Source organism: Streptosporangium sp. NPDC001681 (assembly GCF_040298085.1).
In the GTDB taxonomy this organism is placed as follows: domain Bacteria; phylum Actinomycetota; class Actinomycetes; order Streptosporangiales; family Streptosporangiaceae; genus Streptosporangium.
Genome location: NZ_JBEOZN010000177.1, coordinates 1 through 16,744 on the forward strand (window position 1 = coordinate 1; position 16,744 = coordinate 16,744).

A 16,744-nucleotide genomic window follows, 5' to 3' on the forward strand; every position below is an offset into this window, starting at 1 on the left:
CCCTACCCCCCCCCCCCCCCCGGGGCGCTGTCCCCCCGTTTCTCCCGCGCCTGCGGCCCCCGCGGGCGCCGCCCCCGCCCCGGGCGGGCCGGGGCCCCCGCGCCGTTTCGTGGCCCTTTTTCCCGCGTCCGGAAAGGCGGGCTGTTCTCCCGGCCGATACAGGCGCAGACTGGGCGGATGGAGTCGCGAGCGGCGGTCGACGATGCCGCGCTCGGGCGCGAGGCATGGTCCGTGCTCGACGCGAACTCGACGGGTGCCGCGACCGTGCCCGCGCCGGGCCTCTATCCGCACCAGTGGAACTGGGACTCCACCTTCGTCGCGATCGGCCTGGCCCGCTGGGACACCCGCAGGGCCGGGACCGAACTGCTCAGCCTGCTGGCGGGACAGTGGCACACCGGGATGGTGCCGCACATCGTCTTCCAGCCCGCCCGCGAGGAGGTCTACTTCCCCGGCCCGGCCGTCTGGCGCTCGACGGAGCACCGGGCCGCTCCCCACGGCGTGTGCACCTCCGGGCTGACCCAGCCGCCGCTGCAGGCGCTGGCCCTGTGGTGGGTGTGGCGGCACGCGGCCGACCGCGACACGGCCGTGGCCCTCGTACGGCGGATCTACCCGATGCTGGTCGCCCAGCACGACTACCTCGCCACGTCCAGGGACCTGGGCGGGGGAGGGCTGGCCGCGATCGTGCATCCATGGGAGTCGGGGATGGACGACAGCCCCGTCTGGGACGCCCCGCTGGAGGCGCTGCCCCCGGTCCGTCACGCCTACCGGCGAGAGGAGCCCTCCCCGTGGCATCCCGACAGCCACCACGACCGCTACATGGCGCTGGTCCTGGGCTACCGGGACTCCGGCTACGACCCGGCCTACCTGAGAGACGAGCACCCGTTCGCGGTCGAGGACCCGATGTTCAACGGGATCTGGCTCGCCTCCTGCCAGGCGCTCGTCGAGCTGGCGCCGGTGGCCGGAGCGGACGCGGGTCCGCACCGGGAGGCGGTGGAGCGGATCCGCGCCGCGCTGCTGGACCGGCTCTGGGCCGACGGCGTCTTCCGCGCCCGTGACCTGCGCGCGGGGCGGCTCAGTTCGATCCGCACGGTCGGCTCCTTCGGGCCGTTGCTCGACCAGGGACTGCCGGCCGACAAGATCGCGGAGCTGGTGGGGACGTTGGAGTCGGCGAGCTTCATGGGAGCCGCGGGGTACCCGGTGCCGAGCTGTGAGATCCGCGCTCCGCAGTTCGACCGGTCCTGCTACTGGCGCGGGCCGTCCTGGGTGAACACCAACTGGCTGCTGCGGCGGGCGGCGGCGGTGCACGGCCTGGTGGGGCTGGTGCGGGTGCTGGGCTCGCAGACCCTGCGCCTCGTACGGCAGGCGGGTTTCCGCGAGTGCTTCGACCCCTTCGACGGCAGCGGACGAGGCAGCCGGGACTTCTCCTGGTCGGCCGCGCTCACCCTCGACCTGCTCGCGGATACCGTGGAGTGTTGAGGTACGGCCATCGCCGGACACGACACCGGACCATGCGGGGCCGTGCCGCGCCTCTCCACGCTGTGAGGATTCAAATGAAGCTCTTCCGTCGCCTGCCCGCCGAGATCCGCGGGGCCATCGATCCCGGTGACCGGGTGCTCACCTATGCCGAGGGCCCGGGCGGTTACGTGATCGCCGCGGACAGGGCACTTTACCTGGGCGGCGAGCGCCTGCCCTGGTTCCAGGTGGACCGCGGTGCCTGGGACGAGGAGGGGCTGACCGTCGTTACCACCGATGGGCGGTCGTACCGGGCGCTGCTGCCCGAGCCCGGCCGGATCCCCGAGGCCGTGCGGGAGCGGGTGACCGCCTCGATCGTGGTCAACCACTACGTCCCGCTGGACGCGCGAGGGGGAGTGCGGCTGGTGGCGAGGAGGGCCGACGCCGACCGGTTGGTCTGGGAGTTCGTCTTCGACGCGGGTCTTGACCCGGACGACGCCGGGCTGCGCGCTCTCGCGGAGCAGGCGCTTGAGGAGACCCGCAGGAGCTTCGGCGTCTGAGCCGGGGTCTGAGGGTGCCCGGACACGCGAAAGGCCCCTGGAGGGGCCTTTCGCGCCTGCGGGCCGCTCACGGGGCCCGCGGGCGCCGACAGGGCGGCACCGGCAAGATCAGTGGGGCGTGTCGGTCCTCTGGTTCTCCGGCCAGCCGGTGCCCGTGTCGTCGTGCTCGTCGCCGGGCCAGCCGTTCGCCGAATGCAGGAAGGGCAGCCGGTTTCTGGCCGCGTCGCCCACCTTGGTCCTCGCCACGCCGGTGGCCTTGGAGACCTTGGCGCCCATCAGGCCGGCCGTCTCCTGCACGGTGGGGTTGTCGAAGACCCGCTGGGCCATCCTCTTGATCTGCTCGTAACGCTCCCGACCGGCGCGGCTCCCCAGGATGTAGCCGGCCGCGAAGCCCATCCCGAACATCAACCGATAACGCATGTCCACCTCCACAAGCATGTTCCGCCGGTCCCTGTCCTGTGATCACCCGCGGATGGCCGTTCGTCTCGCACCTACCCCGGACTATCGATGCGACACACACCCACGGAGTGCGCTAATCTATTCCTGCGCCGCAAGGAACCGGGGACACCCGGTCCGACCAGCGCAAAGCGCAATCCCGTGTAGCTCAATCGGCAGAGCAGCCGGCTGTTAACCGGCAGGTTATAGGTTCGAGTCCTATCGCGGGAGCCAGCGTCAGAGCCCCGGAAGCCCGGCTTTCGGGGCTTTTGGCGTCTCATGTCCCGGTTTGGTGGCCTGCTCATGCCCCGATTCAGCGGACAAACCACGGTGAATCGCAGAAAATGAGTGAGGCCATGCCCGGTGTCGCCGCGATCGTGGCGAGTGAGCCGGTGCGCGGTCGCCGCGGACCAACAGTGATCGCAGCGGGGAAGGGCCGCCGCGTTCAGGGCACCACGCCGCCCGGAACGGCAGTCGTGCTCGTGAGCCACAATGGGTGGTTTTTCTGTGCTGACCTGGCGAAGGTCCCGGCGGCGTGCGCCGGATCCGTTCCACGAGGTTCCCAAGGTCCCCGAGGTGCCTCCAACCGATGTGATGGCGGCGGCCGAGGACTACCTGCGGCTGTTTCACGCGGAGAATCCCGGTGCGGGGGTCCTGCGGGAGCGCCTGCGCGAGGTCCGGCAGGAGATCGCCGACACGGGCACGTACACGCACACCAGTGGTGAGCTGGTCTTTGGCGCCAGGGTGGCCTGGCGCAACAGCGGCAGATGCATCGGGCGGCTGTACTGGCGCTCGCTGCGGGTGCGCGACCGGCGGCATGTCACCACGGCCGAGGGCGTCGCCGTCGAGTGCGTGAACCACCTGCGGGACGCGGCGCCCGCCCGCCGGATCCGCCCGACGATCACCGTTTTCCCCCAGGACCGGCCGGGGGCGCCGGGACCGCGGATCTGGAACGAGCAGCTCATCCGGTACGCCGGGTACGCGATGGCGGACGGTTCGGTCATCGGGGACCCCCGCTACGTCGGCTTCACCGCGATGCTGCGCGAGCTGGGCTGGCCCGGCGGCCCCGGAAGCCCCTTCGACGTCCTCCCGCTGGCCATCTCGGTCGGGAACGGGCCGCCGCTGCTGTCCACGATTCCCGGCGACGCCGTGCTGGAGGTCGCGCTCTCGCATCCCCACCACCCGTGGTTCGAGCAGCTGGGGCTGCGCTGGCACGCGGTACCGGTCATCTCGAACATGTGCCTGGAGATCGGCGGCGTCTGCTACCGGGCGGCGCCGTTCAACGGCTGGTACATGGGCACCGAGATCGGCGCCCGCAACCTGGCCGACGCCGACCGCTACGACCTGATGCCGCTGATCGCCCGGCGGCTGGGCCTGAACACCGGCACCGACCGCTCGCTCTGGCGGGACCAGGCGCTGGTGGAGCTGAACGTGGCGGTCCTGCACTCCTTCGAGCGGGCGGGGGTGACGATGACGGACCACCACACCGAGGCCAGGCACTTCCTGATCCACCTGGAGCGCGAGGAGCGGGCAGGACGGGTCTGCCCCGCGGACTGGACCTGGATCGTGCCGCCCATGTCGGCCTCGGCCACGCCGGTCTTCCACCGTTACTACGAGGACAGGCAGCTGTCGCCGAACTTCGTCCACCACGCCGACTCCCTGGAGCGCGCGCTCGGTCACCGGACTGCAACGGGAGGTTAATTCAGGGGAAACGTACCGGCGCTGCACTTGCAGTGACCCACCGAGTGGTGGGGCGCATCTAGGGTTCCGCCGCCGCCGACGCCGGGCGTCACGACCGTGAGGCCGTACGGCGACGGCGCGGGACTGGTCCGAGAGATGCAGGCGGCCGCGTGGCCGTTCCACGGCGGGACAAAAGCCCGGGAGGCCGGCCGATCCCGGCTGTCCTCCAGCCGGGGTCCAAGCTGATCGGAGCTCCATGCACTGGCACCCGTCCGCTTCCGACCCCGCCCGCCAGGGCCCCTCCGGCGCGGCCCCCTCGGGCCCCGACCGGTATGGTCCCGAGGCCCGCTTCGCCGTCGACCGCGAGGCCGAGCTGCCCACCGCCAACTGGGAGCGCGAGGTCGCCTGGGCCCTGGAGGTGGGCCTGCAGGGCGCCGACTCCATCGTCGACCGGCGCATCCCGACCTTCTCCCGCGGGGAGCTGCCGCACTTCGCCGGGATCAACACCTTCCTCAAGGCTCCGTACGTCGAGGACGTGCGGCGCTGCGGCGCGTACGACGTGGCGATCCTGGGCGCGCCGTTCGACGGCGGCACGACCTACCGCTCGGGCACCCGCTTCGGCCCGCAGGGCATCAGGAAGATCTCCGCCCTGTACGGCCCCTACAGCTTCGAGCTGGGGGTGGATCTGCGCGAGTCGATCACGATGGCCGACCTCGGGGACGTGTTCACCATCCCCGGCAACATCGAGAAGACCTTCGACCAGATCTCCAAGGCCGTCTCGCACGTCTACTCCAGCGGGGCGTTCCCGGTCGTGCTGGGAGGCGACCACTCCATCGGTTACCCGACCGTGCGCGGCGTGGCCGAACACCTGTCGGGCAACCTCGGGATCATCCACTTCGACCGGCACGTGGACACCCAGGAGACCGACCTCGACGAACGCATGCACACCACGCCGTGGTTCCACGCCACCGACATCCCCAACGTGCCGCCGCAGAACCTGGTGCAGATCGGCATCGGCGGATGGCAGGCGCCCCGACCCGGGGTGAAGGTCGGTCGTGAGCGCGGCACCACGATCATGACGGTCAACGACTGCGTGGACATGGGCATCGAGGCGGCGGCCGAGCGCGCGCTGGAGGTCGCCTGGAAGGACGCCGAAGCCGTGTGGCTCTCCTTCGACGTCGACTGCCTGGACGCCGCGTTCGTCCCCGGCACCGGCTGGCCGGAACCCGGCGGCTTCCTGCCGCGCGAGGTACTGAAGTTCATCCAGATCATCGCCGACGCGGCGCCGCTGGCCGGGATCGAGGTCGTGGAGTGCTCGCCACCCTACGACAACGCGGAGATCACCTCGCTGATCGCCACCCGCGTCATCTGCGACACCCTCGGCTGCCTGGTCCGTTCCGGGCACCTGCCCGCGAGGAAGGGAACCGCGTGACGCTCCGCCGCCTGCTCGTCTCGCTCTGCCTGCTCGCCGCCTGCGCGGCGTGCGCGTCCGCCCCCGGCGGGTCCGCCGAGCCGGCCGCGTCCGGTGGGAAGAAGGTTCTCACCCTGGGCTTCTCCGCCTGGCCCGGCTGGTTCCCCTGGCAGGTCGCCCAGGAGAAGGGGCTGTTCGCCAAGAACGGCATCGAGGTCGAGCTGAAGTACTTCGACAGCTACACCGACAGCCTGACCGCGCTGGCCACCGGCAACATCGACGCCAACAGCCAGACGCTCAACGACACCCTCGCCTCGGTGTCCGGCGGGGCGAAGCAGACGATCGTGCTGGTCAACGACAACTCCACCGGCAACGACCAGATCATCGCCAGGTCCGGCATCGCCACGGTGGCCGACCTGAAGGGCGGAACCGTCGCGGCCGAGCAGGGCACCGTCGACCACTACCTGCTGCTGCTCGCGCTGCGGAAGGCGGGACTGACCGAGAAGGACGTCACCTTCAAGCCGCTGCCGACGGACGCCGCCGCGGCGGCCTTCAAGGCGGGCCAGGTGGACGCGGTCGGCGTGTTCGCGCCCTTCACCACCACCGCCCTGGGGCTGCCGGGTTCCACGGCCGTCGCCACCTCCAGGGACTTCCCCGGCGCGATCCCCGACCACCTGGTGGTGGCCGCCTCGCTGGTCGCCGAGCGGCCGCAGGAGGTGCAGGCGCTGGTGAAGACCTGGTTCGAGACCCTGGAGTGGATCGCGGCCAACAGGGCGGACGCCACCGCGATCATGGCCAGGCGGGCGGGGGTGAGCGAGGCCGACTACGCGAGCTACGACGCGGGAACCACGATCTTCTCCCTGGACGACAACCTGGCCGCCTTCGAGCCCGGCGGCACCGACGACCACCTCGACCACCAGGCCGCCCTGATCGCGAAGTTCCTCGTCGCGTCGGGCCTGGCCGACACCGAGCCGTCACTGGACGGTCTCTTCGAGCCAAGGTTCGTCAGGAGCCTCAAGCCGTGAGTGCGGGAGCGCCGATATGGAGAGCATGCCGGGCGACCGGTTGCGGCCGGGGCGGGTTCAGCTCGCCCTGCTCGCCACCAGGAAGGTCGCGGCAGTCATGAGCGCGGGGACCGCGGAGCCCGTCGCGCCCCCCGAGGCGGGACGGCGGGCCTGGGAGCCGCTGCCCCGGCGCGCGGGCCGGCCGGGCCCGGTCTGGAAGCGGAGCTCCGGGATGTCCGTCCGTGCCCGCTGGGGTCTGCGGGCGGCCTCGGTGCTGATCCCGCTCGTCCTCTGGACCGTCGTCGGCATGGCGGAGCTGGTCGATCCGACCTTCCTGCCGTCCCCGCTGGCCGTCCTGGAGGCGTTCGCGGAGATGCTGGGCACCGGCCTGCTGCTCGACGACACCCTCGCCAGCCTCGGCCGGGTCGGGGCCGGGTTCGGGCTGGCGGTGGCGATCTCGGTGCCGGTGGGCGTCGCGATGGGCACCTCGGCCGTGGCGCTGGCCCTGCTGGAACCGGCGGTCGGCCTGCTCCGCTACATGCCGGCCGCCGCGTTCATCCCGCTGCTGATCATCTGGCTGGGTCTCGGCGAGCCGTCCAAGGTCGCGATTCTGCTGCTGGGCGTGGTGTTCTTCAACACGCTGATGGTCGCCGACGCCGTACGGCGGGTGCCGGGCGAGCTCGGCCAGGCGGCCGCCACCCTGGGCGCCCGGCGCGGCGAGATCCTCCGGAAGGTGATCTGGCCGTACGCGCTCCCGGCGGTGGTGGACGCGGCGCGGATCAACGCCGCCGCCGCGTGGAACTTCGTGGTGGTGGCCGAGCTGATCGCCGCCGAGTCCGGGCTCGGCTACCGGATCGTCCGGGCCCAGCGGTTCCTGCAGACCGACAAGATCTTCGCGGTGCTCATCGTGATCGGGGCGGTCGGCCTGCTGATCGACGTCGTGCTGCGCGTGCTGCGCGACCGTCTCGGAAGGTGGACGGCATGACCCTCGTGCTGCGCGGAGTGGCCAAGGACTACGGGACCACCCGCGTCCTGGACGGCATCGACCTGTCGATGGAGCCGGGCGAGTTCGTGTGCGTGGTCGGGGCGAGCGGCTCGGGCAAGTCAACGCTGCTGTCGCTGATCGCCGGGCTCTCCCCGGTCAGCGCGGGCTCCATCACGCTCGGCGGGGCACCCGTCGTCGGCCCCGGTCCCGAGCGCGGGCTGGTCTTCCAGTCGGGAGCGCTGTTCCCCTTCCTCACCGTCGCGGAGAACGTGGCCTTCGGACTGCGGCTGCTGCCGATCTCCGGGGCCGACCGGGAACGGCGGGTCCGCTGGTATCTCGGCGAGGTCGGGCTGTCGTCCCTGGCGGGCGCGCTGCCCCGGCAGCTGTCCGGCGGGCAGCGCCAGCGGGTGGCGATCGCCAGGGCGCTGGCGTGCGAGCCGGCCGTACTCCTGCTCGACGAGCCGTTCGGGGCGCTGGACGTGCAGACCAAGGAGGACATGCAGCTCTTCCTGCGCGAGGTGTGGCGCGACACGGGCACGACCGTGCTGATGGTCACCCATGACGTGGAGGAGGCGGTCCTGCTCGCCCAGCGGGTCCTCGTCTTCGCCTGCGGGCCCGGCAGGATCGCCGCCGAGGTCCCGATCGACCTGCCCGCCTACCGGGCCCTCGCCGTCAAGCGGACCTCCCTCTTCCTGGGCCTGCGCGCAGGCGTCGAGGACCTGGTCCGCTCGCACATGCTGACATCGGGGAGGGAAAAGGTGTAGAACGATATTCTGTAGCTCTCCGGGCGGGGAGCTCCTGTGCGGGAGCGCCCCGAGGGCTTCCGGGAGGGAGAGACGATGGTCGACCTGGTGCTGCCGTCGATCGAGCGGGGCGTGCTGACGCTGACGTTCAACCGGCCGGACCGGCTCAATGCCTGGACCGACGAGATGGGCCGCCGCTACTTCGACCAGCTGGCCGAGGCGGAGAAGAATCCCGAGGTCCGGGTGATCGTGGTCACCGGGGCGGGCAGGGGCTTCTGCGCCGGGGCGGACTTCCAGACGCTCACCGCCATCCAGGACGGCTCGTACGCGGGGGAGCCCGACCGGCGTCCCAACACCTTCCCGACCACGATCCGCAAGCCGATCATCGCCGCGGTCAACGGCGCCTGCGCCGGGCTCGGCATGGTCCACGCCCTGGTCTGCGACCTGGTCTTCACCGCCGCCGAGGCCAAGTGGACCACCGCCTTCGCCCGGCGCGGCCTGGTCGCCGAGTACGGCCTGTCGTGGATCCTGCCCCGCCTGGCCGGGCAGGCCAGGGCCATGGACCTGCTGCTCTCCGGGCGCACCTTCACCGGTGCCGAGGCCTGCGAGCTGGGCCTGGCCAACCGGGCGGTGCCGGGAGAGCGGCTGATCGAGGAGACCTTGGCCTACGCCCACGAGCTGGCGACGTACAGCTCTCCGGCCTCGATGGCCGTGATCAAGCGTCAGATCTGGGGCGACTGGCAGCGAACCCTGGAGGCGTCGGAGTCGGCCGCGGCGCGCCTGATGGTCGACTCCTTCACCCGGCCGGACTTCGCCGAGGGCGTCGCCAGCTTCGTCGAGCGCCGCGTCCCCGGCTTCCCGCCGCTGTAGTCACTCCGGCGCATCTCAGCTGACCAGGGTGAGCCAGCGCGGGGCGGCGTCGAAGGGGGCCGTGCGGGCGGTGACGGCCTCCATCAGCCAGGCGGCCGAGGCGCGGGCGCTCCGGACGACCTCGGGCGGGTAGGCGTACCTGACCCGGTGCTCCTCGAACTCGTCCTCGTCGTCCAGGAAGACCCGGCTGGTGCGGCCCTTCGCCAGGTTCCGGCGCGTCCGGATCACGTCGAGGTCGAGGTCGACCATGGTGACCTCGCCGTCGCTCCACCGTGGCACGGTGGAGATGTCGCAGTAGATCTCGTGCTTGTGCGGGGCGGAGTTGAAGGCGGCGGTCCACCAGGCGTCGCGGGGGAAGAGCATCACGAAGGCGTGCGGGGAGGCCACCTCGGGCCCGTGGCCCTTGCGGCCGACGGAGTTGGCCGCGCAGCCGGTCCATACCCCGTGTTCGTCCTCGCCGAGCAGAAGGCCGCTGTGGTTCCAGTGCAGTGATCCGTCGTATTTGCGGTAGACCACCTTCACCATCTCATAGGACATTCCCCAACATTAAGCCTTGACAGAGATCTATGTATTTCCTACCTTCTAAATAGGTTAAGAGTGTCAGTGCGAAGCCCCGGCTGGCTGACCGGCAACCCTCGCACCGCGGCGGGGTGCCCCCGGGGGAGACCTGGCGGCACGGTCGGCGTGCCGCAAGCGCGGACCCCCTCACCGGGGTCACCGAGACATGTCCGGGAGTGCCACATGTCGAAGACCAGCACACTGAACTGCGCGAGCCCCATCGACCCCGACACCCACGGCCACTACCGGCCGCACCGTAGAGCCGCCGTATGAGCGCCTCGATCGCCGTCGTCGGCGCCGGCCCGACGGGCACCTGCCTGGTGGAGCGCATCTGCGCCAACGCCGCCGACCTGCTCGGCTGGCCCTCGCTCGACGTCCACGTGATCGACCCCCACCCGCCGGGGGGCGGCCGCGTCTGGCGCCGTGACCAGCCCGAGCTGCTCTGGATGAACTCCGCCGCCGCCGACGTGACGCTCTTCACCGACGAGTCGGTGCGCTGCGAGGGGCCGATCCGTCCAGGCCCCACGCTGGCCGAGTGGCTGGGCGGGGACCCCGGCGCCTTCGCCTCCCGCCCGGCCCAGAACGGCTACCTCTCCCATGTCTTCAGGCACGCGGTGGCGACCGCCCCGCGCGGGGTCCGGGTGCACGTGCACCCGGTCCGCGCCGTCGATCTCGCCGACATCCCCGGCGGCCAGGCGGTACGGCTGGAGGACGGCCGGACGATCGAGGTCGACGCGGTGATCCTGGCCCAGGGACACGGCGACGTGACCCCGAACGGGGAGGAGCGGGCGCTGGCCGACCTGGCCGCGCGCGGCGGGCTGCGTTACCTGCCCACCGGATACGCGGCCGACCTCGACCTGGACGGCATCCCCGCCGGAGAGCCGGTGATCGTGCGGGGGATGGGGCTGGCCTTCGTCGACCTGATGGTGCTGCTCACCTCGGGCCGGGGCGGCCGGTTCGTCCGCGAGTACGACGGGGAACTGGTCTACCTGCCCGGCGGGCGGGAGCCCCTCCTGCACGTGGGATCGCGGCGCGGCGTGCCGTACCACTCCAAGACCGGCTACCCCTTCGAGGGCGCACACCCGCCGGTGCCGCGCTTCCTCACCCGCGAGGCGCTGGGCGAGGGCCCGTGGAACTTCCGCCGGGACGTGTGGCCGCTGGTCGCCAAGGAGCTCGCCTTCGCGTACTACCACGAGCTCATCACCGCCCACCCCAAGCGCGCCAGGCTGGACTGGGCGGCGTTCGCGGAGGCGTTCGCCGATCAGGAGTGGCGCAGCCCGGGTATGCGCAAGCTGATCCGTACGGCCGTGCCCCGGCACCTGGACCGGCTCGACTTCGACCGGCTCGACCGGCCGTTGGCGGGCATCAGGTTCGGTGACCGGGCGGGGCTGCAGAAGTGGATGCACGGCTACCTCGCGGTCGACCTGGAACGGCGCGCCGACCCGGCGCACAGCGCCGACCACGCCCTGATCCTCGGGCTGCTCTCCGTCTACGGGGTCCTGGCCGAGCTGGGCGTCTCCGATCCGTGGTTCCACGGGTTCTTCAGCTACCTCGCCAGCGGCCCGCCGGGACCCCGGCTTGCGGAGCTGCGCGCCCTGGCCAAGGCAGGGGTGGTCACCTTCCTCGGCGCCGACCTCAAGGTCGACCACCACGAAGGGCGCTGGCGGGCACAGAGTCCCACCGTGCCCGGCGGCGTGACGGCCACGACCCTCGTCGAGGCCAGGCTGCCCGCGCCCAGCGTGAGCCGGGCCACCGACCCGCTCATCGGCGCGCTCCGCGACCGGGGCGAGCTCGACGAGAAGTCGGGGCTGGTGAACGTGCGGGCCGCGGACCGCCGCCTGGTCGACAGGTCCGGCACCCCGCACTCGCGCAGGTTCGCCTTCGGCCCCTGGGTCGCCGGCGGCCAGGTCACCGGCGGTTTCGCCAGGCCCCGCCGCAACGCCCCGCTCTTCCGCCACGCCGACGCCCTGGCCCGGATCGTCCTGTCCGAGGCCGTCGGCACCCAGATAAGACGGCACGTCGCGTGAACCCCGCGACAGATCGCATGGACCCGGTCCCGAACGAGCACGACGCACCACAGCACAAGGAGAAGAACGTGAAGTTGCGATGGGGCGCTCTGACGCTCGCCGGGGTGCTGGCGCTCGCGGCCTGCGGAGCCGAGAGCGGGACCCCGACCACGGCGGCCGGCGCGAAGGGCGGCACCGGCGGCGACGGAGAATCGCTCGTGTGGGCCGTCGAGACGCAGCCGATCACCTTCAACCCGCACCAGTGGGGCCAGAACAAGGCGCGCCTCCTGGTCCACAACCAGTTCGACGCGTTGATCGCCCGAGGCGGGAACGGTGATTTCCTGCCGTGGCTGGCCACCTCCTGGCAGGTTTCCAAGGACGGTCTGACCTACACCTTCGAGCTCCGTGACGACGTGACCTTCCACGACGGTGAGCGGTTCGACGCCGCCTCGGTGAAGGCCAACCTCGACCAGCTCGTCTCGCCCGGCTACAACGCCGCGGTCAGCGCCATCCAGCTGCGCAACTTCGACCACGCCGAGGTGAGCGCCCCGTACACCCTGAAGGTCACGCTGAAGGCCCCGGACGGACTGTTCCTGGACTTCCTCTCCTCCCCGCTCGCCGGCCAGGTCTCCCCGAAGTCGCTGAAGAACGCCAAGGACCTCAAGGCGGGCGGCGTCGACGTGGTCGGCACCGGGCCGTTCATCCTCGACCGGTTCACCCCCGGCCAGGAGGTCCACTACCGGCGCAACCCGAACTACAACTGGCCGCCCGCCGGCGCCGCCCACCAGGGGCCGGCACACCTGGCCGAGGTCACCTACCGCTTCCTGCCCGAGGCGGCGGTGCGGGTCGGCGCGCTCACCTCCGGGCAGGTACAGGTGATCGAGGGCGTGCCGGCCACCGAGATCGGCCTCATCAAGGGCAATCCGGAGTTGAAGCTGGAGACCAGCCTCAACTCCGGCAGCGCGTTCTCCTACTACTTCAACGTCTCCCGCCCCCCGTTCGACGACAAGCGGGTCCGCGAGGCGTTCCGCGACGCCGTCGACGTGGACGCCGTGCTCGACTCCGTCTACCAGGGCACCGCCAAGCGGGCCTGGAGCGTCATCGGCCAGGGCAGCCCGCAGTTCTACGACCCCTCGCTGGAGAACACCTTCGGCAACGACCCGGCGCGGGCCAACAAGCTGCTCGACGAGGCCGGCTGGAACGGACGTGACGCCGAGGGCTTCCGGGTCAAGGACGGCAAGCGGCTGACGGTCCGTACGGTCAGCTCCGCGCCGTTCGTCCGGGACCGCCGTGACATCCTCGCCCAGGCCGTCCAGGCGGCGGTCAAGCAGAGCGCCGGCATCGACTTCCAGGTCAAGCTCGTGGACCAGGGCACCGCGCAGAAGGCCACCGACGAGAACGAGTACGAGATCTTCGAGAACTCGCGCGGCGACACCGACGCCGGGGCGGCGCTCAACCTGATCCTGCCGAAGGGCGCCGCGATCAACCGCACCAGGTTCGAGAGCGCGGAGCTGGACAGGCTGCTCGCCGACGCGTCGGCGACCTCCGACCTCGCCGAGCGCAAGGAGCTCTACGCCAAGGTGCAGAAGACCGTGGTCACGGACGAGGCGCTGCTGCTCCCGCTGTACGTGCCCGCCGACCAGATCGCCTACGGCGCGGGCGTCACCGGCATCACCTTCGAGCCGGTCTCCGGCACCCCCAACAGTGCTTATGACCTCCGGATCGGGACATGAGCACCCTCGTACTCACCCGGCGGCGGGGGCTGGCCGCCGCCGGGTGGCTCGGCCCGGTGGCCAGGCGGCTCGGAGCGGGTGTCGCCGTGCTCTGGGCCGCCGCCACCGCGGCCTACCTCGCGCTGATGCTCGCCCCCGGCGACACGATCGACGTGCTGATCGGCGACGGCCTCGACACCCCCGAGCGGCGGGCGCAGATCATCGCCGAGTGGGGGCTGGCCCGCTCCCCGCTCCAGCAGTACGGCGACTACCTGCTCCGCCTCCTCCAGGGCGACCTGGGCCACTCCTACGTCCTGCAGCGCGGTGTGGGGGAGATCCTGGCCTCCCAGATCTGGCCGACGGTCCAGCTCGCGCTCACCGCCGCGACCTTCGGGGTGCTGCTCGCCCTGGTGCTCGCCCTGGCCACCGCCGGGCGCCGGTCCTGGCTCGGCGGCCTGGTCGGACTCTCGGAACTGGCCGTCGTCTCGGTCCCGCCGTTCCTCGTCGGCATCCTGCTGCTCGCCGTCTTCTCCTTCACCCTCGGCTGGTTCCCCGTCTCCGGTGACCGGGGGTTCGTCTCGCTCGTACTGCCGGGACTGGCGCTCGGCCTGCAGATCGCCGGGGTGCTCGGCCAGGTGCTCCGCGAGGGCCTGGAACGCGCGCTGGAGGAGCCGTTCGCGGTGACCGCGCGCTCGCGCGGCATCACCGAGTGGCGGCTCGTCGCCCGGCACGCCCTGCGCCACGCGCTGCTCCCCGCCGTCACCCTCACCGGCTGGTTCACCGGCTTCCTGCTCGGCGGCGCGATCATCGTGGAGGCCGTGTTCGGCCGCCCCGGGCTCGGCCAGGTCACCGTCGGCGCGGTGAGCAGCAAGGACCTGCCCCTGGTGATGGCGGTCGTGCTGATCTCCGCCCTCGCCTACGTGACGGTCAGCACGATCGTCGACCTCGCCTACCTCGCGATCGACCCCCGCCTGAGGAGGAGCAGATGAAGATGCCGATGGCGCCCCGGTCGCCGTACCGTCCGGGGAGGAGCCGATGACGACGGTCGCCGAGGTGCCCGGTGTCGTGACCGCGGCTCCCGCTCCGGCGCGGCGCCGCCACGCCTTCAGGGTGCCGCTGGCCGTGCCGCTGCTGTTCCTGGCGGTGGCCGCGGTCGCCGCCGTCGCGCCCGGCCTGCTGACCGGCGTCGACCCGCTGGCCGCCGACCCGCTGCACGCGCTCGCCGGGCCGAGCGCCGAGCACTGGTTCGGCACCGACCACCTCGGCCGCGACGTGCTGTCGCGCGTCGTCCACGGCGCCGGGCACTCGCTGAGCATCGGCGCCGCCGCCATCGGCCTCGCAGCCGGGGCGGGTGCCCTGCTGGGCGTCCTGGCCGGACTGTCCCCCCGCTACCTCGACGAGCTGCTCAGCCGCCTGTTCGACGTGGTGGCCACCTTCCCGGAGCTACTGCTCGCCCTGCTGGTCATCGCCGTCACCGGTCCGGGAACCGGCAACGTGATCCTCGCGATCGGCATCGCACAGATCCCCAACTACGCCCGCGTGATCCGTGCCCAGACGTTCGTGGTGCGCCGCTCCGGCTACGTCGAGCAGGCGGTCACCTTCGGCCTGGCCAGGCCGGTGCTCGTCGCACGCCACGTGCTGCCCAACGTGCTGGGTCCGCTGCCGGTGCTCGCCACGATCGGCATGGGCACCGCCATCATCGCCACCTCAGGTCTCAGCTTCCTCGGCATGGGGCCGCAGCCGCCCAGCCCCGAGTGGGGCTCGATGCTGTCGGAGGCCCGTAACTACCTGCGCGTCGCCTGGTGGACCGTGCTCTTCCCCGGGCTCTCCGTCACCCTGACCGTCATCAGCCTGACGCTCGTCGGGCGCCGCCTGCAGCGCCGTTTCGAAGGGAGAGACCGGTGAGCCTCATCGACATCGAGGACCTGCGGGTCGGCTTTCCCGGGGCCGGGGTGGAGGCCGTACGGGGGGTGAGCCTGTCGATCGAGGCGGGCGAGTGCGTGGCGATCGTCGGGGAGTCGGGCTCGGGCAAGAGCGTCACGGCCAGAACCCTGGTCGGGCTGACCGGCCCCGGCGCCTCGGTCACCGCCTCCCGGTTCACGGTCGACGGCCGGGACGCGCTCGGGTTCGGCGCCCGCGACTGGCGGCGGCTGCGCGGCCGGTTCGCCGGGTTGGTGCTTCAGGACGCGCTGACCTCGCTGGACCCGCTCCGCACCGTCGGCGACGAGATCGCCGAGGTGCTCGCCACCCACGATGTCGTACCCCGTGCGGCCCGGAGGGAAAGGGCGATCGAGCTGCTGGACGCGGTCGGGGTGCCGGAGCCGGAGGTGCGCGCCCGGCAGTACGCCCACCAGCTGTCCGGGGGACTGCGCCAGCGGGCCCTGATCGCCTCCGCCATCGCCGCCGACCCGCCACTGATCATCGCCGACGAGCCGACGACGGCGCTCGACGTCACCGTGCAGGCCCAGATCCTGCGCCTGCTCGCCGCCCGCAAGGCCACCGGGACCGCACTGCTCATGATCAGCCACGACCTCGCCGTGGTCTCCGCCATCGCCGACCGGGTAGTGGTCATGAAGGACGGGGTGATCGTCGAGGAGGGGGAGACGGGGCGGGTGCTGGCGCGGCCCCGGCACGACTACACCAGGCTGCTGCTCGCGGCCGTACCCTCCGCGATCTCGCGTGGCACCCGGCTGTCCGCCATCGCCGCCGGGGGCGTCGCGCTGCGCACCCCGCTGCCGGAACGGACCGTGGACCACGCCGCGCCGATTCTGAAGGCCTCGGGGCTCTCCGCCGCCTACGGCTCGCGCACCGTGGTCGACGACGTGTCCTTCGAGGTCTTTCCCGGCGAGACGCTCGGCATCGTGGGGGAGTCCGGTTCCGGCAAGACCACGGTGGCCCGGCTCGTCCTCGGCCTGCTCGAACCCGCCTCGGGAGAGGTGCTGCTGGGCGGTGAGCCCTGGTCGGGCATCCCCGAGCGCGGACGACGCACCCGCAGGTCCCGGATCCAGGTGATCTCCCAGAACCCGCTCGGGTCGTTCGACCCCCGCTACACGGTGGGCCGCCTGGTCGCCGAACCGCTCCGCGGCGCCTCCTCCGGGAGCGGATCCCACCGCGGGGCCTCCTTCGGGAGCGGTTCCCGTCGCGGGGCCCCGGCCTCGTGGCGGAAGGACCGGGTGGCCGAGCTGCTCGACAGGGTCGGGCTACCGGCCGACGTCGCGGGACACCATCCCCGGCGTCTGTCGGGCGGCCAGCGCCAGCGGGGGGGCCTACCCAGGGGGCGGGCCACCCCCCCCGGCCAGGGCGTCAGGGGCGAGCCCGTCAACGCGCG

The 16,744-nt window shown here is 72.0% G+C and carries 15 protein-coding genes, 1 tRNA gene and 1 riboswitch; of the genes, 14 read left to right on the plus strand and 2 right to left on the minus strand.

Annotated features, from left to right (window positions below; all coding sequences use genetic code 11):
* Positions 1-177 precede the first annotated feature (177 nt).
* Both ABT130_RS43260 and ABT130_RS43265 read left to right on the plus strand, forming a co-directional pair.
* Complete coding sequence (locus tag ABT130_RS43260; protein ID WP_350965688.1) at positions 178-1,476, plus strand: MGH1-like glycoside hydrolase domain-containing protein; 1,299 nt, start codon at positions 178-180, stop codon at positions 1,474-1,476.
* 74 nt (positions 1,477-1,550) lie between these two features.
* Positions 1,551-2,012 (plus strand): hypothetical protein, encoded by a 462-nt coding sequence (locus tag ABT130_RS43265; protein ID WP_350913371.1) that lies wholly within the window; start codon positions 1,551-1,553, stop codon positions 2,010-2,012.
* Between the two features lie 108 nt (positions 2,013-2,120).
* Here the strand turns inward: ABT130_RS43265 and ABT130_RS43270 are convergent, their stop codons facing one another.
* Positions 2,121-2,432, minus strand: a complete 312-nt coding sequence (locus tag ABT130_RS43270; protein ID WP_350965690.1) for a YtxH domain-containing protein — start codon at positions 2,430-2,432, stop codon at positions 2,121-2,123.
* A gap of 173 nt (positions 2,433-2,605) precedes the next feature.
* On the opposite strand from ABT130_RS43270, the gene ABT130_RS43275 reads away from it, so the two are divergent.
* The 7 genes from ABT130_RS43275 (at position 2,606) to ABT130_RS43305 (ending at position 9,140) form a co-directional block, all read left to right on the plus strand.
* Positions 2,606-2,681, plus strand: a tRNA-Asn gene (locus tag ABT130_RS43275).
* A gap of 342 nt (positions 2,682-3,023) precedes the next feature.
* The gene (locus ABT130_RS43280; RefSeq protein ID WP_350913376.1) at positions 3,024-4,148 is read left to right on the plus strand and encodes a nitric oxide synthase oxygenase; all 1,125 of its coding nucleotides are present in this window, start codon (positions 3,024-3,026) and stop codon (positions 4,146-4,148) included.
* A gap of 235 nt (positions 4,149-4,383) precedes the next feature.
* Positions 4,384-5,559 carry an agmatinase family protein gene (locus ABT130_RS43285; RefSeq protein WP_350913379.1) on the plus strand — a complete coding sequence of 392 codons (1,176 nt, stop codon included), beginning with the start codon at positions 4,384-4,386 and terminating at the stop codon, positions 5,557-5,559.
* Positions 5,556-6,563: an ABC transporter substrate-binding protein gene (locus ABT130_RS43290; RefSeq protein WP_350965692.1), complete on the plus strand. Its 1,008-nt coding sequence runs from the start codon at positions 5,556-5,558 to the stop codon at positions 6,561-6,563. The genes ABT130_RS43285 and ABT130_RS43290 overlap by 4 nt, the downstream gene beginning before the upstream one ends.
* 16 nt (positions 6,564-6,579) lie before the next feature.
* Complete coding sequence (locus ABT130_RS43295) at positions 6,580-7,527, plus strand: ABC transporter permease (RefSeq protein ID WP_350965694.1); 948 nt, start codon at positions 6,580-6,582, stop codon at positions 7,525-7,527.
* Positions 7,524-8,291, plus strand: coding sequence for an ABC transporter ATP-binding protein (locus tag ABT130_RS43300; RefSeq protein WP_350965696.1), 768 nt, complete (start codon positions 7,524-7,526; stop codon positions 8,289-8,291). Before ABT130_RS43295 ends, ABT130_RS43300 begins: the two co-directional genes overlap by 4 nt.
* A gap of 36 nt (positions 8,292-8,327) precedes the next feature.
* The gene (locus ABT130_RS43305; RefSeq protein WP_350913390.1) at positions 8,328-9,140 is read left to right on the plus strand and encodes an enoyl-CoA hydratase-related protein; all 813 of its coding nucleotides are present in this window, start codon (positions 8,328-8,330) and stop codon (positions 9,138-9,140) included.
* Between the two features lie 15 nt (positions 9,141-9,155).
* Here the strand turns inward: ABT130_RS43305 and ABT130_RS43310 are convergent, their stop codons facing one another.
* Positions 9,156-9,677, minus strand: a complete 522-nt coding sequence (locus ABT130_RS43310; protein ID WP_350913393.1) for a DUF402 domain-containing protein — start codon at positions 9,675-9,677, stop codon at positions 9,156-9,158.
* Between the two features lie 52 nt (positions 9,678-9,729).
* Positions 9,730-9,842: riboswitch (SAM riboswitch) on the plus strand.
* 125 nt (positions 9,843-9,967) lie between these two features.
* On the opposite strand from ABT130_RS43310, the gene ABT130_RS43315 reads away from it, so the two are divergent.
* The 5 genes from ABT130_RS43315 to ABT130_RS43335 all read left to right on the plus strand — a co-directional run.
* A complete protein-coding gene (locus tag ABT130_RS43315; RefSeq protein ID WP_350913396.1) occupies positions 9,968-11,725 on the plus strand; it encodes an FAD/NAD(P)-binding protein in 1,758 nt (585 codons plus the stop codon).
* A gap of 68 nt (positions 11,726-11,793) precedes the next feature.
* Positions 11,794-13,437 (plus strand): ABC transporter substrate-binding protein, encoded by a 1,644-nt coding sequence (locus ABT130_RS43320; protein ID WP_350965698.1) that lies wholly within the window; start codon positions 11,794-11,796, stop codon positions 13,435-13,437.
* Entirely contained in the window at positions 13,434-14,405 is a 972-nt protein-coding gene (locus tag ABT130_RS43325) for an ABC transporter permease (RefSeq protein WP_350965700.1), read from the plus strand. Before ABT130_RS43320 ends, ABT130_RS43325 begins: the two co-directional genes overlap by 4 nt.
* Positions 14,406-14,451: 46 nt before the next feature.
* The gene (locus ABT130_RS43330; RefSeq protein WP_350965702.1) at positions 14,452-15,321 is read left to right on the plus strand and encodes an ABC transporter permease; all 870 of its coding nucleotides are present in this window, start codon (positions 14,452-14,454) and stop codon (positions 15,319-15,321) included.
* The coding region (locus ABT130_RS43335; RefSeq protein ID WP_350965704.1) for an ATP-binding cassette domain-containing protein at positions 15,318-16,744 on the plus strand (1,427 nt) is incomplete at its 3' end. The genes ABT130_RS43330 and ABT130_RS43335, both read left to right, overlap by 4 nt.

Coding starts and splice junctions, on each gene's coding strand:
- ABT130_RS43260 (WP_350965688.1), top strand. CDS start 178: ATGGAGTCGCGAGCGGCGGTCGACGATGCCGCGCTCGGGCGCGAGGCA.
- ABT130_RS43265 (WP_350913371.1), top strand. CDS start 1,551: ATGAAGCTCTTCCGTCGCCTGCCCGCCGAGATCCGCGGGGCCATCGAT.
- ABT130_RS43270 (WP_350965690.1), bottom strand. CDS start 2,432: ATGCGTTATCGGTTGATGTTCGGGATGGGCTTCGCGGCCGGCTACATC.
- ABT130_RS43285 (WP_350913379.1), top strand. CDS start 4,384: ATGCACTGGCACCCGTCCGCTTCCGACCCCGCCCGCCAGGGCCCCTCC.
- ABT130_RS43295 (WP_350965694.1), top strand. CDS start 6,580: ATGGAGAGCATGCCGGGCGACCGGTTGCGGCCGGGGCGGGTTCAGCTC.
- ABT130_RS43300 (WP_350965696.1), top strand. CDS start 7,524: ATGACCCTCGTGCTGCGCGGAGTGGCCAAGGACTACGGGACCACCCGC.
- ABT130_RS43310 (WP_350913393.1), bottom strand. CDS start 9,677: ATGTCCTATGAGATGGTGAAGGTGGTCTACCGCAAATACGACGGATCA.
- ABT130_RS43315 (WP_350913396.1), top strand. CDS start 9,968: ATGAGCGCCTCGATCGCCGTCGTCGGCGCCGGCCCGACGGGCACCTGC.
- ABT130_RS43325 (WP_350965700.1), top strand. CDS start 13,434: ATGAGCACCCTCGTACTCACCCGGCGGCGGGGGCTGGCCGCCGCCGGG.
- ABT130_RS43330 (WP_350965702.1), top strand. CDS start 14,452: ATGACGACGGTCGCCGAGGTGCCCGGTGTCGTGACCGCGGCTCCCGCT.